Origin of the sequence: Dolichospermum sp. UHCC 0315A (genome assembly GCF_008121535.1) — a bacterium.
In the GTDB taxonomy this organism is placed as follows: domain Bacteria; phylum Cyanobacteriota; class Cyanobacteriia; order Cyanobacteriales; family Nostocaceae; genus Dolichospermum; species Dolichospermum lemmermannii.
In genome coordinates, this window is record NZ_CP043056.1 from 2,620,775 (window position 1) to 2,646,525 (window position 25,751).

A 25,751-nucleotide genomic window follows, 5' to 3' on the forward strand; every position below is an offset into this window, starting at 1 on the left:
GAAAATCTGGATTTTTGAGAATTATTGGATTATTCCCAGTTTAATTGACATTCATCTTGATCAAATTCCCAATCAATACATACATCAGATATGGAGTCTATCGAATTTATCATATTAAAAACTTGAAGTTTATCTTCTTGTTGATATAAGCTAACAGCATATAAAATAATAGCAGCTAACCAAGCATCAAGTCGTCTAGCAAATTCAAGTGTCCAATCATATCTTTCTTCAACAGTAGGTTGATAATTAATCACAGAAGAATCTGTTGATTTATGTGATGGAGGGTAAGGGAGTTGAATCAATCCAGGTAAAACACCTAAAATATGAAATTCAGTTTCATTATCACTCACATCAATTAATTGCCACTTAGTATTATTTGAGTATAAAGGCATATTAAAAAATAAATAATTTCCTCGTTCGTAAGTGTTACATATATTCCATATATCCCAAGATCGTAAAGCTTTTACTAGCATTTTCTGCCATCGGATATAAACATCAGGTATTTGCAATATATCAATTGATAAATTTAAACTTAGTAAACTTTCTCTATGATTATAAAATTCTGATTCCTCATTAGAAATAGCTTCTGGTAATTTATTCCATTGAATTTTAGAGTCATCTTCAGAAAATTGTAATGATTGGCAAACGTCAAATAATGTAGGATGAGCATTTATATTTGCAATGAGATTTAGCCTATCTTGTTTTGAAAGGAGATTAGCATCATAAATAATAGCAGCCATTAACCAAGAATCAATTATTCTAGAAAAGTTTAAAGTCCACTCGGATCTTTCTATGGGAATAGGCTGATATCCATATAAAGGTTCTGGATATCCATGTTCCTGCAATTGATTTACTCTGAAAGCTGGTGGAAGAGGAATTAAGTAAAGTATTTCATGAGATAATAATGACCAACTTTCTCTAAACTTATTAAGTTCAATATTTCCCCAGTTAAACCCAGAAATGAACTCTGTCGGATTACTAAAAAATAAAATTTCTCCCATTTCATCAGTATTGCAAGTATTCCAGAATTTTTGTGAACGAATCTGCTCTAGAATACATCTATGAGAATCCACATATTTGTTAAAAATGATATTTTGTAACTGTTTTGAAACCATGATCTGTTATGTATTATGAAATTTTAGAACATCAATAATAATATTATAGGATTATTGACCATCCTGTAACAAAATATCCAACTTGTTCAATAACCATTGCACAGCACTTTCCACATCTGCAACTTGTTCTCCTGGGGGTACAGGTGGACGATTTACCATCACCACCTTTATCCCTAGTTTCCTAGCGGCGATAATTTTGGGATATGTGGCACTACCACCGCTATTTTTGCTGACAATGGTATCTATATTGTATTTGAGGAGAATTTCTTGTTCGTTTTCTAAACTAAAGGGACCGCGATCGCATAAAATTAATCCAGGTGGAACGACAACATCAGCATTTGGTGGATCAATCATCCGCATTAAAAACCAAATTTCCTGTAAATGTGCAAAAGTCGCAATTTCTTGTCTACCAATTGTTAAAAATACTCGTTTAGCTTGATTTGCTAAAACAGCAGCAGCAGCCAAATTATTTTCTACTTCTAACCAATAATCATCCTTGAGTTTTTCCCAAGCTGGACGAATTACCATTAATCGGGGAATACCGACTTCCTGAGTCGCTGCGGCTGCATTTTCCGAAATCTGATTAGCAAAAGGATGAGTAGCATCAATTAATATATCAATTTGCATTTCTCGCAGATAAGTCACCAATCCGGCTACACCACCAAAACCGCCTATTCGCACATTACCAACAGGAGCAGCAGGTTCACGGGTACGACCGGCTAGAGAGGAGATAGCCTCAATACCAGGAATATTTGCTACCTTAGCAGCTAATTCTACCGCATCACCAATTCCACCGATAATTAAAACCCGCAACATATCAATTTAAGACAAATGGGATTGAAGCCAGCAGTTTAAGTTTAACTAAGTAGGTAAACAGTTTCTCTGTGTTCATTGACTAGTACCGCAGGGCGGAATTAAAAATTAACAATTAAAAATTAAAAAGCAGATTGTATAAGCTTTTTAGGGACTTTTAATGGTTATCTTACTTACGCTGTACTGTACTAGATTCTAAAGTTTTAACTTGATTTTGGAGTTTTTCTAAAGTCTGTAAATGGGATTGGTGCAATGAATTACCTAGCCAAATTAAACTTCCACTAAATAAAGTTACTGTAATAACTAAAATACCTGTTAACAATTTCACTTGTAAATGCAGAAGTTTTATCTGATTAATTTGATTTTCCTCTGGAAGCTGAGAAATAGAAACTAAATTGAGATTTTCATTTTCTGTCATCACCTCTAATCTCTTTTCTTCTACTCTTATAAATGTAACTTTACCTTGCAGCCATCCAGTAATCAAATCAGGGCAATTTTTCTTAAACCATTGCCAAGCCAGTATTTTAAATGCAGGTTTAGATATTTTAGTCATAAATTTTAGAGTTTTATTGAGAGTTCCAAACTTAAATTTTTGATTTACTAAATTAGTTGAACCAACATCATAGAGACAATCCATGATGGATTTAATTGTAATTTCTTCCTGATAAATCAAAGTTCTTACTAATAACCTAAGTTCATTAATTAGTTGTTCCTCTTTCTCTTTCTCTTGAGACTCTTGTGTTAAATGATTTGATATTTTTATTGATTTAGACATATTTCAATAATAAATTTTGAAGTTTTCCACGTTTTCCTCATACCAAGTCACGTTAATCCAGGAAATGAGATAGGACTGACAAAACGACCTACTTATCTACCCTGATTTCCTGTTCCTCATTCCCTCCCTTAAAAGCTAGTACCGCAAGGCGAAAGTCAAAAGTCAAGCCTAAGACGGTATAGGCTTTTGGGCGATTTAGAATGGACATTTGACGTAGCTCAGTTGAGCCGTTGGTTGATTTACGCCCTTGTGTACTAGTTAATATCCTGGCAAATCTAAGGCAATTAATAACGCTTGCTCCAAATGTGCCATGACAACTTCAGAAAGTATTCCTCTTAAACGCAAAAAGCGGGTTTTAGATAACACCCGTACCTGATCTGCCATGGCGATTGAGTCTTTCTTGAGTCCGCCATCTGGTGATAAAATTAAAACTTGAGTAGGGTAAACTCGCTTTCCGTCTTGATAGGTGGTACAGGGTACTGCTAAAACGACTGGGCTGGATAGATTAATTACATCGCGACTAACGATAATCACTGGGCGAGTTCCTCCCTGCTCCGAGCCTTCAGTCATTTCTAGACGCGCATCATAAACCTCACCCCTTCTCATCTTGGCGATTCCCCTAACTGCAACGCCTCCCACTGCGCGGTAGCAAATTCTACCTCTAGTTTTAAGACCTCTGCTTGATAATCTGGATCATTAGCCATTTCTGCCAATGCGGCATCAATTTCGGATCGCTTTTGTAAGGCTAGTTCCCTTCGTAAAGCCTGAGCGACAAAATCATTCCGACTTTTAGCTTTCCCTTCCATAACTGCCTTATCTGTAGCTTCTAGCAGTTCCCTGGGAATGGTTAATGTCGTGCGAACGGTTTCTGTTTTCATAGAGCGTTCATTATTTGATGACTGAAGTGATGTCTTATATCATATCGTTTTACGCATCAATTTAGTAAATTTAAGTTGGTCATTAGTCAGTTGTCAGTAGGGGCGAAGCATTTGGAAGATAAATTATCGGTCATTGCCAAAAATAGTTCTCCAAATGCTTCGCCCGTACAGTTGTCAGCATTTGGAAGATAAATTATCGGTCATTGCCAAAAATAGTTCTCCAAATGCTTCGCCCGTACAGTTGTCAGCATTTGGAAGATAAATTATCGGTCATTGCCAAAAATAGTTCTCCAAATGCTTCGTCCGTACAGTTGTCAGTTGTCAGTTGTCAGTTGTTAGGTTATTTTTTGATTTACTTTTCAATTTAGCACCTAAAATACCCCAAATTGTGGCAATCTGAGAAGTATAACCGCTGGCAATCTGATATTTTAGCTACAGAAAATCTACCTATTTAGATTATGCAAACTCTGCCGACTTTGGAAATTACCAACACTACATCTAGTCAACCAACCTTTGATACCACCATCAAACGCCGCAAAACCCGCGCTGTACAAGTGGGAGATGTCACCATTGGAGGAGGATATCCAGTGGTGGTACAGTCAATGATTAATGAAGATACTCTGGATATTGATGGTTCTGTCGCTGGCATTCGTCGTCTCCATGAAATAGGCTGCGAAATTGTCCGCGTCACTGTTCCTAGTATTGGACACGCTAAAGCACTGGCGGAAATTAAACAAAAATTAATTCAAACTTACCGTGATGTGCCAATTGTAGCCGACGTACATCACAATGGCATGAAAATCGCCTTGGAAGTTGCCAAACATATCGAAAAAGTGCGAATTAATCCAGGTTTGTATATATTTGAGAAAGCAAACACCAGCCGCACCGAATATACAAAAACTGAATTTGACGAAATTGGCGAAAAAATCCGCGAAACCTTGGCACCGCTGGTAATTTCCTTGCGTGATCAAGGTAAAGCTATGCGAATTGGCGTAAATCATGGTTCTTTGGCGGAAAGAATGCTATTTACCTATGGTGACACCCCGGAAGGGATGGTGGAATCTGCCTTAGAATTTATTCGCATTTGTGAATCTTTGGATTTTCATAATGTCGTAATTTCCATGAAAGCCTCACGAGTTCCTGTCATGGTGGCTGCATATCGGCTTATGGCTAAACGCATGGATGATTTAGGCATGGATTATCCTCTTCACCTAGGCGTGACAGAAGCAGGTGACGGGGAATATGGCAGAATTAAATCTACTGCGGGTATTGCCACATTATTGGCTGACGGTATTGGTGACACAATCCGCGTCTCTTTAACAGAAGCACCAGAAAAGGAAATTCCGGTTTGTTACAGCATTCTGCAAGCTTTGGGTTTGCGGAAAACAATGGTTGAATATGTGGCTTGTCCTTCTTGCGGACGGACTTTATTTAACCTAGAGGAAGTGCTGCACGTAGTCCGGGAAGCTACTAAACATTTAACAGGTCTGGATATTGCTGTGATGGGTTGTATTGTGAATGGACCTGGCGAAATGGCCGATGCTGACTATGGATATGTTGGTAAAAACCCTGGTTATATTTCTTTATATCGTGGTCGGGATGAAATTAAAAAAGTTCCAGAAGCCCAAGGTGTAGAGGAATTGATTAATCTGATTAAAGCCGACGGACGTTGGGTAGATCCTTAATTAATAAAATTTTGACTTCTGTCTCTCCGGTGAATTACTTAATTTTTTATCTGACCGCGAATAACCCAAAGATAGAAAATTAGTAATTTTGCAGGAGACGGAAGGTTTATCGCAGATGAAGATTTAACTTGAACGGAACGCCAGCAATCTTGAGATCAGGGATTCTAAAATTTTTTCAAAAAACCCCTTGCTATTTTCTTTAGTCTTGTGATATATTAAGAAGAGTGACTTGATAAATTTTAGATGGACAATTTTGGAATCATCCCCACTCCAAAAGTCTAAAATCTCAAGTTCACACTTACGGGACGTAGCGCAGCTTGGTAGCGCGCCACTTTGGGGTAGTGGAGGTCTAGGGTTCAAATCCCTACGTTCCGATTTATGGAAACTTTAATCATGGCACATTCTTCTCCTTCAAGTAAATGTTTGTGCGGAATACTGCTTTTGATGGTTGTATGTCTCCAAATGTGGGGATATTTTAAGTACAGGCTATTTCATGCAAGCTATTACAAATCTAAACTGATTGCTATATATGTCTGATTACAACTGGAAATTTGTAAGACTAATTTTGTCTTGGCAAGGTGTATTTACTATAATTATTGCTAGTTGCTTATTAATTCTCAACTTAGTTACCGCACCAGCTATTGCTCAAAAGGGACAGGATTGTCAGGTATCATCAAAAGCAACTCAAGAAAAAGAAAAATTACGTTTATTAGCTTTTAAAGGCAATAAAGAGGCAGAAAGTCGCTATCAGAAATTACTCAAACAGCATACACAAGAATTAAAAACCTGTCGTAGTCAGACTTGGCCACAAACTCAAGCTATTTGGTTGCGCTTGTATCCCTGCGATATCCAGCCGGGAGTAGTTGATCAAATTATGGACCGCATTGTCAACCAAGGCTATAACCAAGTTTATTTAGAAGTATTTTATGATGGCCGGGTACTATTACCAGCCGCAGCTAACCCAACTGTTTGGCCTGCTGTGGTTCGCATTCTTGGTGCAGAAAAATTTGATTTATTGGCATTAGCAATTAAAAAAGGGCAACAACGCGGGTTGAAAGTTTATGCTTGGATGTTTACGAATAACTTTGGTTATACTTATGCTCAACGGGCAGATAGACAAAATGCGATCGCTCGTAATGGCAAAAATCAAACCAGCTTATCCGTAGTAGAAGATAGTTCTCAAGTCTTCATTGATCCTTACAACACTCAGGCTAAAAACGATTACTACCGCATGATACAACAGGTTATACGCCGTCGTCCAGATGGTATTCTCTTCGATTATGTTCGCTATCCTCGTCAAATTGGTAATGATTCTATTGCTACCAAAGTTCATGATTTATGGCTATTTACCCCTGCTACCCAAGAAGTCTTATTTCGTCGCGCCAAAAATTCCAAAGGATTAGAATTAATTCGCCGTTTTCTCACCAGAGGATATGTGAGTGCTGGTGATATAACAGAAATTGATAAACGCTATCCTCAAGAAGATGAACCCATGTGGGAGGGGCGCATTCCCCCAAAAAAACAGAAATCTTTGCCTTCCCCAGCGGAAAAACAGCGGGTTTTGCAATTGGATTTATGGTTATTCAGTGTTGCTCATGCTATGCAAGGTATCTTAGATTTTGTGGCTTTAGCAAGTTACCCAGCCAAACAAAAAGGTATTCCCGCTGGAGTGGTATTTTTTCCCGAAGGTAATCAAGCTTTAGGACAAGGGTATGATTCCCGTTTGCAACCTTGGGATAGGTTTTCTAGTAACTTGCAATGGCATCCCATGTCCTATGCAAATTGCGGTAATGTTGATTGCATTGTGGCACAAGTTCGACAGGTTTTGAAGATGGCACAACCAGGGACAAAAGTGATTCCGGCTTTAGCTGGTAAGTGGGGAGAATCAATTAGTAATCGTCCCTCTTTAGAAGTGCAAATGCAAGCCCTTCATCAATTATTTCCTCAAATTAAGGGTGTTAGTCATTTTGCTTATTCTTGGCAATATCCTCAAGATGATAATGAACGCAAATCTTGTAATGTTCGCTAAATCGTTATAATTCAGTAGGGGCGGGGTTTCCCCACCCAAAATTCAAGAGTTAACAAACCACGTTCGCGAAGCGTCCCGCAGGGATAGGGACGAAGGACACGAAGGAAGAAGGAAGAAGAAGAAAGAAGGAGTAAAATTGGGAAATGTCTACTCTCCTTTTAAGTTTAATTTAAATTTTTAATTCTCCAGTTTTGTTGTATTTTTGCAATATTCCCATGACAACTGCTGGTATTTCTAAATGGGGAAGAATTCCAGTGTCGGGTATTTCATGAAAGCCTTTAATTGCACCAGGATTTAAATTTGCTAACCGTCGTCCTAATTGCATATTTGTAAATTGGGCTTTTTCTCCCCACAACATGACAGTTGGGACTTGCAGTTGCTGAATATATAAACTCAAATCAAAATAAAGATTTCCGCGTAAGAAGGACAAAGCCGCAAACTTGGCTTGATATTGTTGTGCAGAACCTAAATAAGCTGATACCATTTCTTGGGTAACTCTTTCTGGTTTAGCAAACAGAAAACTTTGCAAAAAGTTCCTAACTGCAATTTCATTTTCTGCACCTAAAGCATAAATTAAATTATCTACCAACGGTGTATTAATTAAAGAAAGTGGTAATCTCCTTCCTGCACCTTCTCCAAAATCGTTAAAACCCGAAGGACAAGCTAAAAACAAAGCTTTAAATAAGTCTGGATAACTAACAGCAAGACGAATAGTTAAAGCCGCTGTTAAAGAAGATGCTACTACAGTTACAGGTTGATTACAGGTTTGAGTAATAAACTCAAGAATCGTCGTTAAATAATCTTGAATTTGATAATCTCGCACGGGGTGAGCAGATTTTCCCCACCCAATTAAATCTGGGGCTAAAATTCGATATGTTGACGCATAAGCCGGGTAGATTTTCGACCATTCATAAGCAGATGCACCACCACCAAAATTATGTAAGAATAATAATGGTGGTAAATCTTGATCTTTGCTATTTTCCCAAGGGGCGCTAATTTGGGTATAGTAAACCATTGCCCCTAAAGATGTATGAATGAATTTACTACCAAACCCAGGAGGTTGAAATTGCAGCATAATTATGAAAGTGAATCTTTGGTAATTTGTACAAGTTGATTTATATTATCACTATTAATATTATAGGCAGCCCCAAACCCAATGACAAAACGTCCGGTATTCGGTGTAAGTTGCAAAATCCGAAAATCGGGTAAACTGCGTAATGTCGTAATCAATTCTCCAAAACGAATTTCAAATTTATCAACAACTTCCTGCCATTTCTCTGTTTCCCTGGCTATCAAATTTGCGGTACAATCAAAATTTAACCGCCGACGGGCAAAAATCTGTTGAGTTTTAACTTCGTCGTCAATAAATAAAACACTCACAAAAGGATGATTTTGAATATTTTGGGTGTGAGTAGCTAGTCCACTTACATAAATATAGATATTTTTATCATCGTCCATAATAAAAGGAGCATAACTAGCATTAGGAGTTCCTTGTTTATTTACTGTACTAATGATAATGCTAGTAAATTCTGTGGGAAATTTCTCATATTCAGCTTGGGCTTTTTCAGATTGATTCATCGCAATTATCCTAATTTATAAAAATTATAATACCATTTTTAAGAACAATAAAAATTCCTCCTTAACCTCTTCTCTCTGTGTCCTCTGTGCCTCTGTGGTTAGATAAATTACCTTTAAACCGCAGACGAGATATTTCTGAAGTTACATCAAAAAGGCTGTATAGCAATACTATTTGAGTTTAAAGAATATTCTTTTTAACCAACCACAGAGGCACAGAGAGCGCAGAGAAAGAGGAAAATGAATTATATCCAGGAGTTGATATTTTATCTACTATATACTCGAAAGTTGATACAATAAGACTAAAATAACATGATTAAATCGTAACTATGAGTAACAATGATCGTTCTCAATGGGATTTATGCAGGTTTATCAAAACCCTAACTTACTTTGAAGTATTTCCGGTTCTTAACTGGATAGAGAAACTCTTTCAAGGTAGTCCAAAAGATCATCAAGATATATCAAAAGCAGGAGGAAATATGGCTGTAATTCTGGTAGCTGGGGCGACGGGTGGTGTGGGTAAACGAGTTGTCAAAAAATTGATAGCACAAGGCTATAATGTCCGTTGTTTAGTTCGAGATATTGCAAAAGCGCGGACAATTCTGGGTGATGATATTGATTTGGTAGTTGGGGATATTACGAAATCAGAGACTTTGACAAATTTAGTTATGGCTAATATTCAAGCTGTAATTTGTTGTACGTCGGTGCGTGTTCAACCTGTGGAGGGAGATACACCAGATAGGGCAAAATATAATCAAGGGGTGAAATTCTATCTACCGGAAATTGTGGGAGATACACCAGAAAATGTTGAATATCAAGGTGTGAAAAATTTAGTTGCAGCCACTGCAAAGTATCTGGTTTCTGTGGGTGAAAAACCGATATTTGATTTTACTAAACCATCAGATGAAATCAAAAATATCTGGGGTGCTTTAGATGATGTAGTTATGGGTGGTGTCAGTTCCAGTAGTTTTCAAATTAGGGAAAATACAGCAGTATTCACAGGTAATGTTTCAACTGCTAATTCTGGGGGTTTTGCTTCAGTAAGAACTAAGAATTTTTCACCATTAGTTGATTTATCTGGTTATCAAGGTGTGAAATTGCGGGTTAAAGGTGACGGTCAACGTTATAAAATATTTATCCGCACAGAATCAACTTGGGACGGTGTTGGTTATAGTTATTCTTTTGATACTGTTGCTAATAATTGGCTAGATATTCAGATTCCTTTCACAGATTTAGTTCCGGTATTTCGTGCCAAAATTGTTAAAGACTGTCCACCAATGGACGTTAGTAAAGTTTGTTCTTTGCAATTAATGTTGAGTAAGTTTGAATATGATGGTGCTTTAAATCCTGCTTTTAATCCGGGGATTTTTGCGCTGGAAGTTGCATCAATTCAAGCCTATGGTGGGGAAACTTTACCTCAATTTGTATTAATCAGTTCTGCTGGGGTAACTCGTCCAGGAAGACCAGGAATTAATTTAGATGAAGAACCTCCAGCGGTAAGGTTAAATGACCAATTGGGAGGAATTTTAACTTGGAAGTTGCGAGGAGAAGAAAGCTTGAAATCTAGTGGAATTCCTTATACAATTATTCGACCTTGTGCTTTGACGGAAACAGCAGGAGGGAAGGAATTAATCTTTGAACAAGGTGATAATATTAGAGGAAAAATTAGCCGTGATGATGTTGCGGAAATTTGTGTACAAGCAATTAAAGAACCAAAAGCCAGTAATCTCACTTTTGAAGTTAAGGAAAGTGAAGTAATTGCTGATAATTTAGATTGGAAACGGCTATTTTCTTCTTTGCAAGTTGATAAATAGAACTTTAAGTAATTAGTGAATTTGTTGGGTTTCCTTTGTCAACCCAACCTACAATCAGAGTTAATCAACTGGAGAAACTTAATGTCAAGTAAAGATAAATCTGTTACGTATGACGGTGGTTGTCATTGTGGTACGGTGCGGTTTCGGGTAGTAGTTAATAATCACAAAGTTGATGATTGTAATTGTTCAATTTGTGCTAAAAAAGGATTTTTGCATTTGATTGTCCCCCAAGAAAAGTTTAGTTTGCTACAAGGGGAAGATGTCTTAAAAACTTATAAATTTAATACGGAAGTAGCACAACATAAGTTTTGCAGTATTTGTGGAATTCATTCCTTTTATATTCCCCGTAGTCACCCTGATTGTATTGATGTTAATGTGCGGTGTTTAGACGGAAATATAATTGGCAATTTTGAAATTGTGCCTTTTGATGGTGTAAATTGGGAAGAAAATATTGATAAGTTACAAAGAGGTTAAATGATAACTATGATGGAAACTCAAGCACAGCAAACAGAACAAGGAAATTATTCTTCACCACAAGATAGTTTATCTTTTTCCGGTGAAGATAATCGCAGTTTACCAAAATTACCTGCTGCTAAAGAATCTGAATCCCAATGGCAGCAAATTAGTAGACAAATTCTTGAATTCTTAAATCAACTGCCAGAGTATTTAGGCAGTATTTTTAACAACAATAAACAGGGTTTAATCACCCTAGTTTTAATTTTATCAGCTTTGGTAACAGTTAAGGTAGCGATCGCATTACTAGACGCTGTGAATGGTGTACCTTTGCTACAACCGATTTTCGAGTTAATTGGCATATTTTACTCTCTCTGGTTTGCTTTCCGTTATCTCCTCAAATTTGAGTCTCGGCAAGAATTATCCCAGAAATTTAACTCTTTCAAACAACAATCTTTAGGATAAAGATTTTTTATCAAGCTAATAAAATGTAGGTTAGTTCTAGACTAGCTTACATTTTTTTATTTTGTCATGGAGGATGTCAAATATATCTATAGATAGAGAATTTTAATCAAAGTATTTTTATTAATTATATCCTAAGATAGTGTATTTATCTGCTAGAAAATTCTAAGCTAGTCCTGGTAATCCTAGAAAAGTACAAGGGGTTAATTGTATGAATGAGAAGATTACCGCAGATACTTATGATAGAGGCATAATTCCCGCCGAAACAGCAGCCCGAATGAAACGAGAGGGAGTAAATTATAAACACTTGCCGACGGAAGAGGATCTTGCCAGTGCTGCCACTGATGACCAAACTGATATTTACAGTATTCGGACAACGGACGGTTATACTGTGGATAAAGAGGGGTTATTGAATAATTATCCAGTTGAACCGGAAATGTATTATGAAGTTCCTGGTGATGCGCGGGAAATAGCAGAACAAGAAAAAGCTGAACGAATACAGGAATTGCGAGAAGTAAATGCAGATAAAACAGGTTTATTAACAGAGGATTTTGATAAAAGAGGTAAAGGACCAGGAATGATCTAATTTACCATTTCTTTGATTTTCTCCCGAAATCCTAAAGCCGCATCTAAAGGGTCATCTGCTACTACATATTGCGCCAAAATTGACAAATCTAAATTTGGCAATAATTCACTTTTTGCCACCAATTCATAACTTTCACCGCGCAGATGATAAACGGCAAATTGATTGTTTTGAAAAAACCAAACTTCTGCCACGCCTAATCTTTTGTAAACTTCTAATTTATCAATTCCCCCACTGGTGACTACAACTTCAATGGCAAGATCAGGAACTTCTTTTTCTATGCCTAGACAGTAGGATTCATCTGGTTCTACTCCTCCTCTTTTCCCTTGTTTACGGAAGGTGGTAGAACCAAGGGGAAAATAGCGAATGCGTTTTTCTTGAAAGTAAATTTCCAGCAAAGATCCAATAATTGTTTTGCGAATTTCATGACGGCGACTTGGTGACATTAATTCTATGACTCCATCTAAATATGTAACTCTATATTCTAAACTGTCACCCAAATCATTGAGTAAAGCTTCATAATTTTCCCAATTAACCCCGGTGATGGTTTGCCGTTCTTCTGGATCTTCGGGTTTTAATAGTTCAGATAATTCTGGAAGTAAAAGCATAGAATTTCCTTAAAACCGAATTATTGCTAACTTGATTATATTCTAATTTCCAGATCCCCGACTTCTCTGAGAAGTCAAGGATATATTTCAAAAATTGTAAATAAATGTAAAGCTACTAGCAAATAAAATCTTCACAGAATTAGGTTAATCTAATCCGGTACGTCACTCCCTGCGGTAGTCTAGATAAATGTTAATTTATCGCCTGGTTTGACAAATAGTTTTATGACTTCAGTTTCCAGTCCTGCACGCGTTATTCGTATTGGTTCACGTAAAAGCCAACTAGCTTTAGTTCAAACATACTGGGTACAAGCGGAACTCCAGAAAAGCTTTCCCCACATTACTTTTGAAGTCCATACCATGTCTACCCAAGGGGATAAAATCCTGGATGTAGCATTGGCTAAAATTGGCGATAAAGGACTATTTACCAAGGAACTGGAATTGGGCATGATCAATAAAGAGATTGATTTTGCTGTGCATTCTCTCAAGGATCTTCCCACCAATCTACCAGAAGGGTTGACACTGGCAGCGATTACAGAACGGGAAAACCCCGCAGACGCGGTGGTATTGCATGAAAAGCATAAAGGTCTGCAAATCGAGACTTTACCCGCAAATGCGGTAATTGGGACTTCTTCCCTGCGACGTTTGGCACAGTTACGCCATAAGTTCCCTGATTTTACCTTCAAAGATGTGCGGGGAAACTTGATCACACGCATGGCAAAACTGGATGCTGGTGAGTATGATGCTTTAATTTTAGCAGTAGCTGGTTTAGAAAGATTGGAAATGAGCGATCGCATCCATCAAGTTCTGACTCCTGAAATCTCCCTCCATGCCGTTGGACAAGGCGCTTTAGGAATAGAATGCCGGGCAGATGATACGGAGGTAATTAGCTTACTGAAAGCGATTGAACACCCACAAACACGCGATCGCTGTTTAGCAGAAAGATCATTTTTACGAGTTTTAGAAGGTGGTTGTCAAGTTCCCATTGGTGTAAATACGGTAATTAATGGTGACGAATTAACTCTAAAAGGTCTGGTTGCCAGCGTTGATGGTCAACAAATAGTTAAAGATACCGTCACCGGTACGGCTGCTGATGCTGAAAAATTAGGCGCACAACTAGCCAGTATTCTCAGGGAACAAGGCGCTACAGAAATCTTAGAAAAAATCTTCACCGAGATTCAACGAGGATCATAGGGTAATAGGTGACAGGTTACAGGTTACAGGTAACAGCCAAGAGAAGAGAGTTTAATTACCCAATCACCAATTACCAATCACCAATTACCAATTACCAATTACCAATTACCAATTACCAATCACCAATTACCAATTACCAATTACCAATTACCAATTACCATGAGAATTTTATTTGTAGCAGCGGAAGCTGCTCCCATTGCCAAAGTTGGCGGTATGGGGGATGTTGTCGGTGCATTACCCAAGGTCTTGAGAGCAATGGGTCATGATGTACGGATTTTCATGCCTTACTATGGCTTTGTACCCGACAAAATGCCAGTTCCCAAAGAACCCATTTGGAAGGGAGCAGCCATGTTCCAGGAGTTTGCAGTTTACGAGAGTGTACTGCCTGGTACTGATGTTCCTTTGTATTTATTTCAACATCCATCTTTTTCACCTCGGCGGGTTTACGGTGGAGAAGATGAAGATTGGAGATTTACTTTATTTTCCAATGGGGCAGCGGAATTTTGCTGGAATTACTGGAAACCGGAAATTGTCCATTGTCATGATTGGCACACAGGAATGTTACCTGTGTGGTTGAATCAATCTCCAGATATTACCAGTGTATTCACCATTCACAACCTCGCTTATCAAGGTCCTTGGCGGTGGTATTTAGAGAAAATTACCTGGTGTCCCTGGTATATGCAAGGACACAATACAATGGCAGCCGCAGTCCAGTTTGCCAATAAGGTAAATACAGTTTCTCCTACCTATGCGGAGCAAATCAAAACACCTGCCTATGGTGAACAAATAGAAGGGTTATTATCTTTTATTGGCGGCAAATTATCAGGAATAATCAACGGCATAGATACGGAAATTTATGATCCTGCCAATGATAAATACATTAACCAAACCTTTACCATAGATACCCTTGATCAACGCAAAGCTAATAAAATAGCTCTGCAAGAAGAAGTAGGTTTAGAAGTTAATTCTAATGCCTTTCTCATCGGCATGGTGACAAGGTTGGTAGAACAAAAAGGGATGGATTTAGTATTACAAATCCTTGACCGTTTTATGGCTTATACAGATGCTCAGTTTGTCTTGTTGGGAACAGGCGATCGCTATTATGAAACCCAAATGTGGCAACTCGCATCCCGCTATCCAGGACGCATGGCCACTTACCTGCTGTATAATGATGCCCTTTCCCGCCGTATTTACGCGGGTACAGATGCCTTCTTAATGCCTAGCCGCTTTGAACCCTGCGGAATTAGCCAAATGATGGCTTTGCGTTATGGTTCTGTGCCTATTGTTCGTCGGACAGGGGGATTGGTTGATACTGTCAGCCACTTTGATCCAGTCAATGAAGCAGGTACAGGTTATTGCTTTGACCGCTATGAACCCTTAGACCTTTTCACCTGTATGATTCGCGCTTGGGAAGGTTTCCGTTTCAAACCCCAATGGCAAGAATTACAAAAACGGGGGATGAGTGAAAACTTCAGTTGGTATGAATCCGCTAAAGAGTACGATAAACTCTATCGTTCTATCTATGGTTTACCAGAACCGGAAGCAATACTAGAAGTAACGCCAGAACCAACGCCAGAACCTACACTCAAACCAAAACCCAAATTAGTTTAAGGTGTTGTAGGAAGTTGGAATTTTAGACAATATTGATGGGGTATTTATCTGGAATACCCCTTTTTAATACACGATAGTATAGAATTAAAAAAAGATGGATTGGCTAGAGCGCGTCGCAGAAATTCGCAAAATTTGTAACGTGCCAGCACCAGCTCGAAATGTTGCTATTGCTAGAGTATGGGTAGATGAGACGTTTTCTGAGCTATTTGCTTTTAGTGGTAAGCTGTTGCGAGAAGGAGCGGTTGGTTTACCCAGTCAACCGATGTTTCAAACCTTTGACATTGCTGGACACCGAAGAGACTTAGACTCAGAGTACAAAATATTAGAAGCGATCGCCGAAAAATATACAAATAATAGAGAAGTAAAGGGTAAAATTGAATTATTTACTTCAAAGAGCCATGTGATTCGTGTGAGTATGTCATGAAGCAGTTTAGGCAAACTTTCCCGAACATTCAGCTAAATGTACATCACGGAAACATTGCATAAAGGAGTCGGTATAAATGTCAATTTGCAATTTACCCGCACCACTTAATCTTATTTTTCATGAGAATCATCTTTCCCCATGTTCAGATTTAGAAATAATTCAACTTGAACGACAACAAGGTATTAATCTGCCCAGCACTTACAAAGACTTTTTGAAGATAATGGGGCATGGGGCAGGTAAGTTTTTACGTGGTTCAGATTGCTTTTATCAGCATTTGCCACAAATTCAAGAATGGGCTAAACAGCTTTTAGTAGAAAATGATTTTCCTCAAACTTTACCGGAGGATGCTTTTGTATTTTTCATGCACCAGGGATATCAGTTCAGCTTTTTCAGACTTTCAGAAGGTGATAACCCACCAACTTATTCATATTGTGAAGGACAAGAACAGCCTTATTTTGTCAAAAGTCATGATCAGTTTAGTGAATTTCTATCTGTGGAAATCAATCTTTATTTAAAGTCTTTGATGCTGATAGCGAATTAGATATTAGCTAGATAAACAAAATTATGGTTCAGAACAAAGGATTTTAGATATGCAAAATAATGAACTATGATATAATAGTCAATGATTAATAATCAAATAGCAGTTACTTATGTCCTATAAAGTTAGTATTGTCATTGAAAAAGATGAGCATGGCTATTATGCTTATTGTCCTGAACTGCCTGGATGTCAATCTGAAGGTGATTCTTTAGAAACAGTACAAGCAAATATCAAGGAGGCTGTTGAATTATATATAGAAACATTATCAGAATTTGAAAAACAAGCACTTCAGCACAAAGAAATATTAACTATGACTTTGGAGGTAAAAGTTGCCTAAACTGCCCCGACTAACTGCCAAAGAAGCTGAAAAATTACTATTAAATGCTGGTTTTATGCAAATAAGAAGCAAAGGTAGTCACAGAATTTATTTTCGAGAAAATGTTAGAGTAGTGATTCCTTTTCATTCAGGTAAGGTCTTACATCCGAAAACGGTACAACAGGTTTTTACTGCTATTGAAAGTTTTGAAATTGAGAAAATAGAAGAGGAAATAAATCAAGACGAAGAAGATATTTAAGAGGATGTTTTAAAGGTATTTTCTGTCAGAATCAGGATTTCCAGGATTTAATGATTTGCAGGATGGTAATTTTTATGATTAAAGATGTAAGTTTTTATAAAAATGCCCAAATCCATGTAAAATACACCAAGTAAACTGGCAAATAAAGTTATATTATATAAATGATTTACCAGAATAAAATATTTTTAACTAGGTTTGTTATTTCATGGAGAAACTGCTCGAACTATGGCAACAATAAAATCTCAACGGAAAGTGCTATTATCTCATGGTGAAGATGGGTATTTTGTTGTCAAAGTACCAAGCTTACCCGGTTGTATCAGTCAGGGTAAAACTCGTGAGGAAGCTTTAGCTATAGATTTTTTTATTTATCAACCTCACAGCAACAAAGTTAAATTTTCTCATTACCATAATGAACACATCAACCACACCATTAACACGCTTAGATTTTTACTATCAGCAAATCAAGACAATTATTTTAGCGCGTCAAAACCCGATTACTGGTTTATTACCAGCGAGTACCGCTATTACTGCTCATGGCGATTATACAGATGCCTGGGTGCGAGATAATGTGTATAGTATTTTAGCAGTTTGGGGTTTAGCCCTAGCCTATCGCAAATTAGATCATGATCATGGTCGCACTTATGAACTTGAACATAGTGTTGTTAAACTAATGCGTGGTCTATTGTTTGCCATGATGCGACAATCTCATAAAGTTGAAAAATTTAAACATACACAATCTTTATTAGATGGACTTCACGCCAAATACAATACAGCCACAGGTGATATTGTTGTCGGTGATGATGAATGGGGACATTTGCAACTTGACGCGACATCTATCTTTTTATTAATGTTGGCACAAATGACCGCCAGCGGATTATCAATTATTTTTACATTGGATGAAGTTAACTTTGTCCAAAACCTAGTTTATTATATTGGTCGAGCTTACAGAACACCGGATTTTGGGATTTGGGAACGGGGGAATAAAATTAATCATGGTAGTGCAGAATTAAATGCTAGTTCCTTGGGAATGGCTAAAGCAGCTTTAGAATCTATAAATGGATTAAACTTATTTGGTGTTCATGGTAGTCAAGCATCAGTAATTCATGTTTTACCAGATGAAATCGCTAGAGCCAGAATTACTTTAGAATCATTATTACCCAGAGAATCAGGTTCTAAAGAAGTTGATGCGGCGTTATTAAGTATTATTAGTTATCCCGCTTTTGCTGTCAAAGATGAAGCATTGCGAGAACGCACCTTTAAAGAAATTATTAGTAAACTCGCAGGAAAATATGGTTGTAAACGGTTTTTGCGAGATGGACATCAAACAGTTTTAGAAGATACTGAACGTTTACACTATGAACCGGGTGAACTGAAACAATTTGAGCATATTGAATGTGAATGGCCATTATTTTTCACTTATTTAGTTCTTGATGGATTATTTCGCGGTGAACAAGCACAAGTTCAGAAATATCAAGAACTTTTAAAATCATTGTTGGTAGAGCAAAACGGGTTACAGCTATTACCGGAAGTTTATTATGTTCCTGAAGAAAATATAGAAGCTGAGAAATTAGATCCTCAGTCTCAGTTAAGATTACCCAATGAAAATATTCCTTTAGTTTGGGCGCAAAGTTTATATTATCTGGGTGAAATGTTAAGTGAAGGTTTAATATCACTAGGAGATATTGATCCTTTAGGTAGACATTTGAATGTCGGCAAAAACCGCAATTCCTTAGTTCAAATTGCTTTAATAGCAGAAGATGAAGCCCTACAAACACAATTAGAAGTATATGGAATCGAAACCCAAACTCCTACCCAAATCGCACCAATTCAAATTAGGAAATCTGAAGAACTTTCCCGAATTTATACACAAATTGGCAGAAATGATCAACTGGGTTTAACAGGCCGTCCCTTGCGACGACTGAGAAGTTTGACGATATCAAGATTCTTTCGGATTAGAGATCAAACAGTTGTCTTTTTACCATCATTTCTAGATTCTCAACAGTTTTATTTAACTCTTGATTATCATTTTTTGGTAGATCAAATTAGAGGTGAATTGGCTTATATCCAAAAATACTGGAGTGATTTAGGTCGTCCGACTTTAACCTTAATGATTACTCGGACAATGCTAGAAACTGGGTCAGAAGCATTATTAGAATTAATGCAGGAACTCAAGGATGGTATTTGTCATGGAGTCCAGGTAAAATTAGGAAAATTGAATCAATTAATGCTGACAGCAGCGATTCAAAGAATTGATTTTTTATCAGATACAGAATTATCGCAATCCTCAGTTGCAAATCGGGGAATCCGTTGTTATTACCTGACTTCTCATTTAGAAAAAAGTTGGTCTTTGGGACATACCCAAGAATTCCAAATGGAATGTGAAACTAACTTAGATTCATTATTAGAATATTTGCGCTCATCAGAAAATATTTATGAGCAAATTGAATTACTGCAAACTTTAACGCGGTTACAGGGTTTAGAATTTGATACAGGATATGCTGGGCCAACTAATGCTGTCACTGTAGCGGATTTACTCGATGAAGTCTATACCAAAGCCGGAGATTTAGGGCTGTGGGCGGTGGTGCGACGGGCTGCGGGTTTACGCCAAATGCTCGACATTGGCTTATCAGATGCGATAACGAGTATTTTGGTTCAAGGTAAGCAAATTGCAGTGGGGAGGGCTTATAGTCAGGCTTCTTTGATAGTTGTTCCTATCTCTGGAAGTGAGATTACTGAGAAAATTAATAACTTCTGTCGTGAGGATATTCGGGATAGAGTTTTAACGCAAGAAATTCTTATTTATCTCGGTGTCTTAATCAAATCAGAACCAGAATTGTTTCGCGGATTTTTAACACTAAGAGTTGGTTATTTAATTCTTTTAATTACTAGCGATATAGCCAGAGAATTCATCCTCACCCAAGATGAAGCTTATGAAAAATTAATGCAGCTTTCACCTTTTGAAGTGAAAATGCGTTTACGTCAAGTGTTAACTGGATATAGTGGCGTAAGCAATTTATTACGTCAACAGGAATCATTGCACGTCAAACAAAAAGAAAGTGATATTGCTTGGGTTGTGCTACCTGTAATTAGTGAAGAAACAGAAGTTCCTCTTGATGGTTGGCGCAGATTTCGTCAAAGAGAAGGTGCATTAAATCGTGTACCCAAAGACTTTTTTAAACAAGTTTGGCTATTAATGCAGCATTGCAAAGGTTTAGTCATTGGTGATAAATTAGAACGACGGAATCGGTTAGAAAGTGAAGTCATGCTTTCAGAAATGACCGCAGGAGAAAGAAATTTTGCTTTATTAGTTGAACATTTGCTGAATAAAATTGAAGCCCCAGAATATCGCCAAGTCAATGTAGAAGCTTTGATGGAATTGGCTACAATCGTGGCTAATAACCCTAAGTTGCAAATTGAAGAATATATGGTTTTAGATGTGTTAATCGGTCATGCAGTGCGGTTAGCGTGGTTAGAAAATCACCCCCATCGCCGCGATTATTATGATGAAGATAAAGCTACTGCATGGCCATCATTTTATAATAGTTCTCCTCAAGATTGTGCTAATTATATTTTGAAAGCGTTTAGGTTCTTAACGGAGTTTGTTCAAGATGTTTAAAATTGTAAATAGCAATACAGTTCAGTTAAGAAAATTGTAGTTACTAATTTTCCGGTTGCACCTCTATACAAAGTTCCGCAACTCAATCAAAGCAATAATAATTTTTGCTCAAGCGCTTTCATACATAGAGCAACACGGGAATTAATGTCTTTTTGCTCAAATTCATCAACACCCAATTTCACTTTCAGATGTTGGATATGATTCTGCACAACCCTCAGTGATATATGAAGACGTTCCGCTATTGCTTGATCTGTTAAGGATTCATGACACAATAGCCTGAGAACTTCCAACTCTTTCTCATTCAAGTTTAATTCTTGACGTAATTCTCTAGGCAGTTTCAATTCTCCATTCAAAGCACTTTCAACCCCTGCTAAAAAATATTTGCGTCGTTCCATTTTATTCACAACCACAAACCCACCGTAGTGATGATTAATGAATTTGACAAGTTTTATCATCCAACTGGGTTCACTGCTATAAATGAGGATATTTAAAGAGGAATAAGTGTTAAAAATTAACTCTAATAATTCTAAAGAAGATTTAGCTGACTGAGCGCCAGAAGGTAAAGCAAATTGTAAATCAAGGACAATTAAATCTGGTGTTTCTATTTTTAGACGTTGTAGTGCTTCTTGGGGAGTAGAAGCGATGGTACAAATAGCAGAAGAATCGAATTTTCTCAAAAAATCACAATTATTTTGGGCTACTTCTGGATGATCTTCTACCACGAGAAACCGCAGTGGCTTGACATTCATTGTCTTGGGTAATGATTAGATACGTATATTTTACATTAAATACGTATACTTAATCAAGACCTAGATCTCCGACTTCTTTAAGAAGTCGGAGATCTGAATAATGAATAATAATTATCAGACTACAATTATCTGAGCAAACTTACGATTTTCAGGTTTAGGTTTAACTGTAATCTCTACATCACTACCTAACTTGTTTAGATAGTCCATCAATCTATCAGTTGAAAAACCACTTAATCTACCTCTAATTAGTAGAGAAACTTTTGGTTGATCTATGCCTAGAATTTCGGCTGCTTGAACTTGTGTTAAATTTAGATTAGTAATGATTTCACTGATTTTACGGACTAACTCGGCTTTCAATAATCTTTCTTCAGGATTAGATAAACCTAAGTCAGCAAATACATTTCCGCTACTAACCTCAACTTGATTTTCTTCTGGCATTTTTTTACTCCATTTTTTCGGTAGTCTGCTGTAAATAATTTTCTTGAGCGATTTTCAATCTTTTTTTAACTAATTCTATATCTTGTTTTGGTGTAGCAATACCATGTTTTGATTTCTTTTGAAATGAATGTAGTAAGTAGATAACACCCTCGAATTTAACAGTATAAATTGCCCTATATGTATCCCCATCAAAATCATCTACAATTTCTAAAACACCTGCTCCAGAAAACCCGTGTAAAGGTTTTGCGTTAGGGTGTTTTTGACCGTGTTGTGCTAAATCAAGAGCGTAACCCATGACATCCTGTACATCTTCAGGAAACTTCTTTAAATCATGAAGGGCGCTTGCAATCCATCTGAGAGGCTTTTCTTGTTTTTCATTCATCTAATATTAAGTATGCTAAAACTAGCATATTATGTCAATAAGTAATTATATGGTATTAATTATAATCTTGGTAAACTAGATCCCCGACTTCTTTAAGAAGTCGGGGATCTGAATACTAGGATCGCCCAAAATCATCCTTTTATAGAAAGAGCGATAGCGAAGCGCGACCCAGGAATCGCTCTGAAGGAATCGTATATCTAACTAAAATTGAGATTGGAAGTCAATAAAAGAATATCTATCCCTAAAATAGTAGCAGATTGAGCTAATTTATCATCTGCTGTCACCAGAGAAAAATTATTAATGCTACACACTGCTAAATGTAAAGCATCCAAAGTTCTTAAAGGCAGATCAAACTTGGATATCCAATCTCTAGCTAAACGATAATGTTGATTTTCCAATAAAACAAGACGATATAAACTTTCATTAAGGTGATTCTCAAACAATTCTGTAATCCGTCTAGCGTCATTTTGGGAAACTTCACCCATTCTTACCCTACGAGATAAAGCAGAAAATAATTCTACCTCAACTAATTGACTAATGATTGGTTTATCTTCTTGTTTTTGTAATAGTTGTTCAACAACATCACTTAATTTTTCAGGCACATAATAAGGAACAATGGCGCTAGTATCTAAATAAATCAATATCTTTCGTTCTCTCTTTCTTCTAATATCGTGGTACTCATTGCATTTCCTTTTAAAACTATTGATTTTCTAAAAGAGTTTAAACTAGGAAATACTTTTTTTTCCGATTGAGGAGGAAGAAGACGAGCAATTTCTTTGCCTTCTTTCATCAGCACAAATTGCTCACCTTTAGCCACTTGTTCTAGAAGTTTATATAGATTTTGAGTAGCTTCTTCAATTGTAATCTGAGTCATAAGTTTCTCAATATTTTACAAATGTATTATAATTATATAACAGAGATAGATGTTTTGTAAATAGGGAAACCAGATCCCCGACTTCTCAAAGAAGTCGGGGATCTGAAATATCAAAATTATCCTTTCATTAAAGAGCGATCGCCTAAAATCACCCTATTCTCAAAAGAGCGATCGCTCAAAAACACCCTATTCCCAAAAAAGCGATCGCTCAAAAACACCCTATTCCCAAAACAGCGATAGCCCAAAATCATCCTATTATATTCTACACCACGTAAATTCTAAATCATTTAATGCAGTATCATCGCTCTCACCTCGATTAGATTCTACCTTAGCTCGGACACCACAAATAGCAACTCTTTTGTAACTTCCTTGCCAAGCTCCCCAGTTTCCCCAAGGTGTAGTACCTGAAGATTCGATTCTACTGCGATTACCACAGGTAAAAGCAACAGAATTTGCAGCCGTATCATCTCCTGATCCCCGGTTGCTCTCCACTCTTAGCTGAAAATGTGTCATAAAAACACCTTGGGAGCAATTAGAATCTTCAAGCCAATTACCCCACATCCCTGGATCGGGCATAATACGATCTACATCTCGTCCATTGCGATCGCGGCAGTAGAGAGTAATAGCATTAAGCCCAGTATCATCACCCTCACCTCGTTCAGGTTCTACCCTCATCGTGTAACCAGCTGCCCATGAACCTGGTGGACAGTAAACAGGTTTAGTCCAACCACCCCATTGACCTCCATTGCCAGACTCTCTCGTAAAAACTTGATCATTACGAAATGTATTTTGTGCAAATGCTGGTTTAACAGGAACTGCACCAATATTAATTAATCCTAAACTACAAAAGTGGGGCAAGGTCGCTGCACTAAAACATATTGCAAGTCTTAACAACTTTTTCATTTTTTCACCTAAGCATTAACTATCAATGTTTCATTTTTGATAATAACTATGTAAGTGCTTCCATATCAATGTGTATCCCCGCAGAAAAATGTGCGAACTCCCGCAAATAAAATTGCGAACTTACGAACCCATCTAAAAACCCAAATCTGATAAGTGTGAGAACATCATTTCTCCACCTGTTCAGACAGCAATTATGAAATTCCCTATCCAAAAACTGCATATCATCCTCACAGCGTCCTTACTGTGGGGACTCAGTTCACCCGCTTTAGCTCAACAAATTTGGTCAGGAACAGGTAAAATTGTCAGTGGTGCTGGTGAAGGTGGCACAGTTGGGTTAAAATTGGAGATTACAGACAACAACGTGCAGTTTCTCTCAGGTCCATCAAAAAATGAACCACCATTTCAGCTAAAAAACTCTACAGATATCAATGAAACTGTAGAGACAAAAGCCGGAACTTGGCAATTTTTCCAAACAGGGAAAGAATTAGGAATCAGCTTGTCTCAAAATCATCCCTATCGGATTATTCGCTATCGTCTATTTCTCAAGATGTAATCGCTCATCAACAAAATGTTAAATTAATCTTTTCATCCTTAAATCAAATTAAAATTAAATGACTCGTTTTATCCACGACCAATTTGCCAAACAATATCTCACAGAACTATTAATATCTTATGGTCAAATAGAAATGAGTAAAGATATTACCTCAGAAGTTAGACAAATTGACGTATTATTTACACCTGCATCGCCATTTCCAGATGGTATAGAATCACTAGGATTGCTAGGAAGAATGGCGAAAAATTCAAGTTATACTATATTTGAGCCATTTCGCAATGCTGTCAGTAAAAGTGAAATTCGCAGTTGTATGGGTAAATTATTTGACATCCATGCAGACCTAGAACGACAAACTAAACGCAATAATACGCGAATAAATGAAGAAGAATTACCATATTTATGGATTTTTACTCCTACAGCATCAGCAGACATTCTAGAAAGTTTTAATTTTACTTTAGATGAGGAGAATTGGGGAAAAGGAATTTATTTTTTAGGAAAAGCATTAAAAACTGTACTGATTGTCATTCATCAACTACCCACTACACCAGAAACACTGTTTTTGAGGGTATTAGGTAGAGGAAAAGTACAAAGACAAGCAGTAGAAGAATTAGAGGCACTATCAGAGAATAGTCCTTTCCTGACGAATATAATACAATTAGTACATGACCTAATTGCTGTGTTATCTGCACGTCAAGAAAAAGAACACGATATTGATCAAGATGATCAGGAGTTGATTATGAAATTATCAGAAATGTATGAACAACAATTAGCAGAAATTAAAAAACAAGAACGAGAAGAAGGTGTATTAAGAGAACGTCGAGCTATGATTGAAAGTATCCTACAAGTACGTTTTGGAGAACTTGATTCAGAATTAGCCACGATTATTGATCAAGTAATTGCTATGACGAGGGAAGAATTTACTCCTTTGCTTTTGCAATTATCTCGTGAAGAGTTATTAGCAAGATTTACAAATTAAACTAGAACCCCGACTTCTTAGAGGTTGTTTGAAAAGTATTATATGAAACCCATAATCTCCAAAAACCTAACCCCCCTCCCCCCCTTCCCTACAAGGGAATGGGGGTTTTAAAGCCTCTCCCCTGGTAGGGG

Annotated in this window: 32 protein-coding genes, 1 tRNA gene and 1 pseudogene; 19 read left to right on the forward strand and 15 right to left on the reverse strand. The window is 37.2% G+C overall.

Annotated elements, in window-relative coordinates; genetic code table 11:
* Positions 1 to 29: 29 nt before the first annotated feature.
* The 5 genes from BMF77_RS12665 to BMF77_RS12685 form a co-directional block, all read right to left on the reverse strand.
* Entirely contained in the window at positions 30 to 1,115 is a 1,086-nt protein-coding gene (locus BMF77_RS12665) for an alfin (RefSeq protein ID WP_148763230.1), read from the reverse strand.
* A gap of 51 nt (positions 1,116 to 1,166) precedes the next feature.
* Positions 1,167 to 1,931 carry a cobalt-precorrin-6A reductase gene (locus BMF77_RS12670; protein ID WP_210422347.1) on the reverse strand — a complete coding sequence of 255 codons (765 nt, stop codon included), beginning with the start codon at positions 1,929 to 1,931 and terminating at the stop codon, positions 1,167 to 1,169.
* Between the two features lie 166 nt (positions 1,932 to 2,097).
* On the reverse strand, positions 2,098 to 2,703 hold the full coding sequence (locus tag BMF77_RS12675) for a hypothetical protein (RefSeq protein WP_148763232.1): 606 nt from the start codon (positions 2,701 to 2,703) through the stop codon (positions 2,098 to 2,100).
* Positions 2,704 to 2,961: 258 nt separating this feature from the next.
* On the reverse strand, positions 2,962 to 3,309 hold the full coding sequence (locus BMF77_RS12680; RefSeq protein ID WP_015078916.1) for a type II toxin-antitoxin system PemK/MazF family toxin: 348 nt from the start codon (positions 3,307 to 3,309) through the stop codon (positions 2,962 to 2,964).
* Entirely contained in the window at positions 3,306 to 3,581 is a 276-nt protein-coding gene (locus BMF77_RS12685; RefSeq protein WP_015078917.1) for a ribbon-helix-helix domain-containing protein, read from the reverse strand. Before BMF77_RS12685 ends, BMF77_RS12680 begins: the two co-directional genes overlap by 4 nt.
* A 224-nt stretch (positions 3,582 to 3,805) precedes the next feature.
* Here BMF77_RS12685 and BMF77_RS27905 point away from each other — a divergent pair, with 224 nt between their 5' ends.
* The 4 genes from BMF77_RS27905 (at position 3,806) to BMF77_RS12705 (ending at position 7,295) form a co-directional block, all read left to right on the forward strand.
* Entirely contained in the window at positions 3,806 to 3,949 is a 144-nt protein-coding gene (locus BMF77_RS27905) for a hypothetical protein (RefSeq protein ID WP_246863143.1), read from the forward strand.
* A gap of 90 nt (positions 3,950 to 4,039) precedes the next feature.
* A complete protein-coding gene (gene ispG, locus BMF77_RS12695) occupies positions 4,040 to 5,266 on the forward strand; it encodes a (E)-4-hydroxy-3-methylbut-2-enyl-diphosphate synthase (protein ID WP_148763234.1) in 1,227 nt (408 codons plus the stop codon).
* A gap of 301 nt (positions 5,267 to 5,567) precedes the next feature.
* Positions 5,568 to 5,641: transfer RNA gene (locus BMF77_RS12700), tRNA-Pro, on the forward strand.
* Positions 5,642 to 5,795: 154 nt separating this feature from the next.
* Entirely contained in the window at positions 5,796 to 7,295 is a 1,500-nt protein-coding gene (locus BMF77_RS12705) for a family 10 glycosylhydrolase (RefSeq protein ID WP_148763235.1), read from the forward strand.
* Positions 7,296 to 7,464: 169 nt separating this feature from the next.
* On the opposite strand, the gene BMF77_RS12710 is transcribed toward BMF77_RS12705, so the two are convergent.
* Positions 7,465 to 8,370 (reverse strand): alpha/beta fold hydrolase, encoded by a 906-nt coding sequence (locus BMF77_RS12710; protein WP_148763237.1) that lies wholly within the window; start codon positions 8,368 to 8,370, stop codon positions 7,465 to 7,467.
* A gap of 2 nt (positions 8,371 to 8,372) precedes the next feature.
* Entirely contained in the window at positions 8,373 to 8,873 is a 501-nt protein-coding gene (locus tag BMF77_RS12715) for a HugZ family protein (protein ID WP_148763239.1), read from the reverse strand.
* Between the two features lie 326 nt (positions 8,874 to 9,199).
* Here BMF77_RS12715 and BMF77_RS12720 point away from each other — a divergent pair, with 326 nt between their 5' ends.
* From BMF77_RS12720 to BMF77_RS12735, 4 genes are all read left to right on the forward strand, one after another.
* The gene (locus BMF77_RS12720) at positions 9,200 to 10,684 is read left to right on the forward strand and encodes a CIA30 family protein (RefSeq protein ID WP_148763241.1); all 1,485 of its coding nucleotides are present in this window, start codon (positions 9,200 to 9,202) and stop codon (positions 10,682 to 10,684) included.
* A gap of 81 nt (positions 10,685 to 10,765) precedes the next feature.
* The gene (locus BMF77_RS12725; protein ID WP_148763243.1) at positions 10,766 to 11,158 is read left to right on the forward strand and encodes a GFA family protein; all 393 of its coding nucleotides are present in this window, start codon (positions 10,766 to 10,768) and stop codon (positions 11,156 to 11,158) included.
* The gene (locus tag BMF77_RS12730) at positions 11,159 to 11,602 is read left to right on the forward strand and encodes a CAAD domain-containing protein (RefSeq protein WP_148763245.1); all 444 of its coding nucleotides are present in this window, start codon (positions 11,159 to 11,161) and stop codon (positions 11,600 to 11,602) included.
* Positions 11,603 to 11,810: 208 nt separating this feature from the next.
* Complete coding sequence (locus BMF77_RS12735) at positions 11,811 to 12,185, forward strand: hypothetical protein (RefSeq protein ID WP_015078925.1); 375 nt, start codon at positions 11,811 to 11,813, stop codon at positions 12,183 to 12,185.
* Here BMF77_RS12735 and BMF77_RS12740 read toward each other — a convergent pair.
* The gene (locus BMF77_RS12740; protein WP_148763247.1) at positions 12,182 to 12,790 is read right to left on the reverse strand and encodes a Uma2 family endonuclease; all 609 of its coding nucleotides are present in this window, start codon (positions 12,788 to 12,790) and stop codon (positions 12,182 to 12,184) included. The two genes, BMF77_RS12735 and BMF77_RS12740, sit on opposite strands and share 4 nt — an antisense overlap.
* Positions 12,791 to 13,012: 222 nt before the next feature.
* Between BMF77_RS12740 and hemC the strand changes: the two genes are divergently transcribed.
* The 9 genes and pseudogenes from hemC to BMF77_RS12785 all read left to right on the forward strand — a co-directional run bounded on the left by hemC (position 13,013) and on the right by BMF77_RS12785 (position 20,745).
* Complete coding sequence (gene hemC, locus BMF77_RS12745; protein ID WP_041457699.1) at positions 13,013 to 13,981, forward strand: hydroxymethylbilane synthase; 969 nt, start codon at positions 13,013 to 13,015, stop codon at positions 13,979 to 13,981.
* A gap of 159 nt (positions 13,982 to 14,140) precedes the next feature.
* Complete coding sequence (gene glgA, locus BMF77_RS12750; RefSeq protein ID WP_148763249.1) at positions 14,141 to 15,592, forward strand: glycogen synthase GlgA; 1,452 nt, start codon at positions 14,141 to 14,143, stop codon at positions 15,590 to 15,592.
* Between the two features lie 94 nt (positions 15,593 to 15,686).
* On the forward strand, positions 15,687 to 16,016 hold the full coding sequence (locus BMF77_RS12755; RefSeq protein ID WP_148763251.1) for a hypothetical protein: 330 nt from the start codon (positions 15,687 to 15,689) through the stop codon (positions 16,014 to 16,016).
* On the forward strand, positions 16,013 to 16,078 hold the full coding sequence (locus BMF77_RS29005) for a hypothetical protein (RefSeq protein ID WP_371724276.1): 66 nt from the start codon (positions 16,013 to 16,015) through the stop codon (positions 16,076 to 16,078). Before BMF77_RS12755 ends, BMF77_RS29005 begins: the two co-directional genes overlap by 4 nt.
* 14 nt (positions 16,079 to 16,092) lie before the next feature.
* Entirely contained in the window at positions 16,093 to 16,557 is a 465-nt protein-coding gene (locus BMF77_RS12765; RefSeq protein WP_148763253.1) for an SMI1/KNR4 family protein, read from the forward strand.
* Between the two features lie 109 nt (positions 16,558 to 16,666).
* Positions 16,667 to 16,891, forward strand: a complete 225-nt coding sequence (locus tag BMF77_RS12770; protein WP_148763256.1) for a type II toxin-antitoxin system HicB family antitoxin — start codon at positions 16,667 to 16,669, stop codon at positions 16,889 to 16,891.
* The gene (locus tag BMF77_RS12775; protein WP_148763258.1) at positions 16,884 to 17,129 is read left to right on the forward strand and encodes a type II toxin-antitoxin system HicA family toxin; all 246 of its coding nucleotides are present in this window, start codon (positions 16,884 to 16,886) and stop codon (positions 17,127 to 17,129) included. Before BMF77_RS12770 ends, BMF77_RS12775 begins: the two co-directional genes overlap by 8 nt.
* Before the next feature lie 225 nt (positions 17,130 to 17,354).
* A pseudogene (locus tag BMF77_RS27910) lies at positions 17,355 to 17,480 on the forward strand (type II toxin-antitoxin system HicB family antitoxin); the annotation flags it as partial.
* Between the two features lie 58 nt (positions 17,481 to 17,538).
* Positions 17,539 to 20,745 carry a glycoside hydrolase family 15 protein gene (locus tag BMF77_RS12785; RefSeq protein ID WP_148763260.1) on the forward strand — a complete coding sequence of 1,069 codons (3,207 nt, stop codon included), beginning with the start codon at positions 17,539 to 17,541 and terminating at the stop codon, positions 20,743 to 20,745.
* An 86-nt stretch (positions 20,746 to 20,831) separates the two neighbouring features.
* Here BMF77_RS12785 and BMF77_RS12790 read toward each other — a convergent pair whose 3' ends face one another.
* The 7 genes from BMF77_RS12790 to BMF77_RS12815 all read right to left on the reverse strand — a co-directional run bounded on the left by BMF77_RS12790 (position 20,832) and on the right by BMF77_RS12815 (position 24,091).
* Positions 20,832 to 21,494 carry a response regulator transcription factor gene (locus BMF77_RS12790; protein WP_148763262.1) on the reverse strand — a complete coding sequence of 221 codons (663 nt, stop codon included), beginning with the start codon at positions 21,492 to 21,494 and terminating at the stop codon, positions 20,832 to 20,834.
* 114 nt (positions 21,495 to 21,608) lie between these two features.
* On the reverse strand, positions 21,609 to 21,932 hold the full coding sequence (locus BMF77_RS12795) for a helix-turn-helix domain-containing protein (RefSeq protein WP_137908399.1): 324 nt from the start codon (positions 21,930 to 21,932) through the stop codon (positions 21,609 to 21,611).
* A gap of 4 nt (positions 21,933 to 21,936) precedes the next feature.
* Positions 21,937 to 22,314 carry a type II toxin-antitoxin system RelE/ParE family toxin gene (locus tag BMF77_RS12800; protein WP_148763264.1) on the reverse strand — a complete coding sequence of 126 codons (378 nt, stop codon included), beginning with the start codon at positions 22,312 to 22,314 and terminating at the stop codon, positions 21,937 to 21,939.
* A 197-nt stretch (positions 22,315 to 22,511) separates the two neighbouring features.
* Positions 22,512 to 22,955 carry a type II toxin-antitoxin system VapC family toxin gene (locus BMF77_RS12805; protein ID WP_168204433.1) on the reverse strand — a complete coding sequence of 148 codons (444 nt, stop codon included), beginning with the start codon at positions 22,953 to 22,955 and terminating at the stop codon, positions 22,512 to 22,514.
* Positions 22,952 to 23,188 (reverse strand): type II toxin-antitoxin system Phd/YefM family antitoxin, encoded by a 237-nt coding sequence (locus BMF77_RS12810; RefSeq protein WP_148763268.1) that lies wholly within the window; start codon positions 23,186 to 23,188, stop codon positions 22,952 to 22,954. Before BMF77_RS12810 ends, BMF77_RS12805 begins: the two co-directional genes overlap by 4 nt.
* Positions 23,189 to 23,304: 116 nt before the next feature.
* Complete coding sequence (locus BMF77_RS28640) at positions 23,305 to 23,439, reverse strand: hypothetical protein (RefSeq protein ID WP_256370349.1); 135 nt, start codon at positions 23,437 to 23,439, stop codon at positions 23,305 to 23,307.
* Between the two features lie 4 nt (positions 23,440 to 23,443).
* Complete coding sequence (locus BMF77_RS12815; RefSeq protein WP_148763270.1) at positions 23,444 to 24,091, reverse strand: hypothetical protein; 648 nt, start codon at positions 24,089 to 24,091, stop codon at positions 23,444 to 23,446.
* Between the two features lie 193 nt (positions 24,092 to 24,284).
* On the opposite strand from BMF77_RS12815, the gene BMF77_RS12820 reads away from it, so the two are divergent.
* Together BMF77_RS12820 and BMF77_RS12825 are read left to right on the forward strand one after the other, a co-directional pair.
* Positions 24,285 to 24,644 carry a hypothetical protein gene (locus tag BMF77_RS12820; protein ID WP_148763272.1) on the forward strand — a complete coding sequence of 120 codons (360 nt, stop codon included), beginning with the start codon at positions 24,285 to 24,287 and terminating at the stop codon, positions 24,642 to 24,644.
* A gap of 58 nt (positions 24,645 to 24,702) precedes the next feature.
* Positions 24,703 to 25,620 (forward strand): hypothetical protein, encoded by a 918-nt coding sequence (locus BMF77_RS12825; protein ID WP_148763274.1) that lies wholly within the window; start codon positions 24,703 to 24,705, stop codon positions 25,618 to 25,620.
* The last annotated feature ends 131 nt before the right edge of the window (positions 25,621 to 25,751 follow it).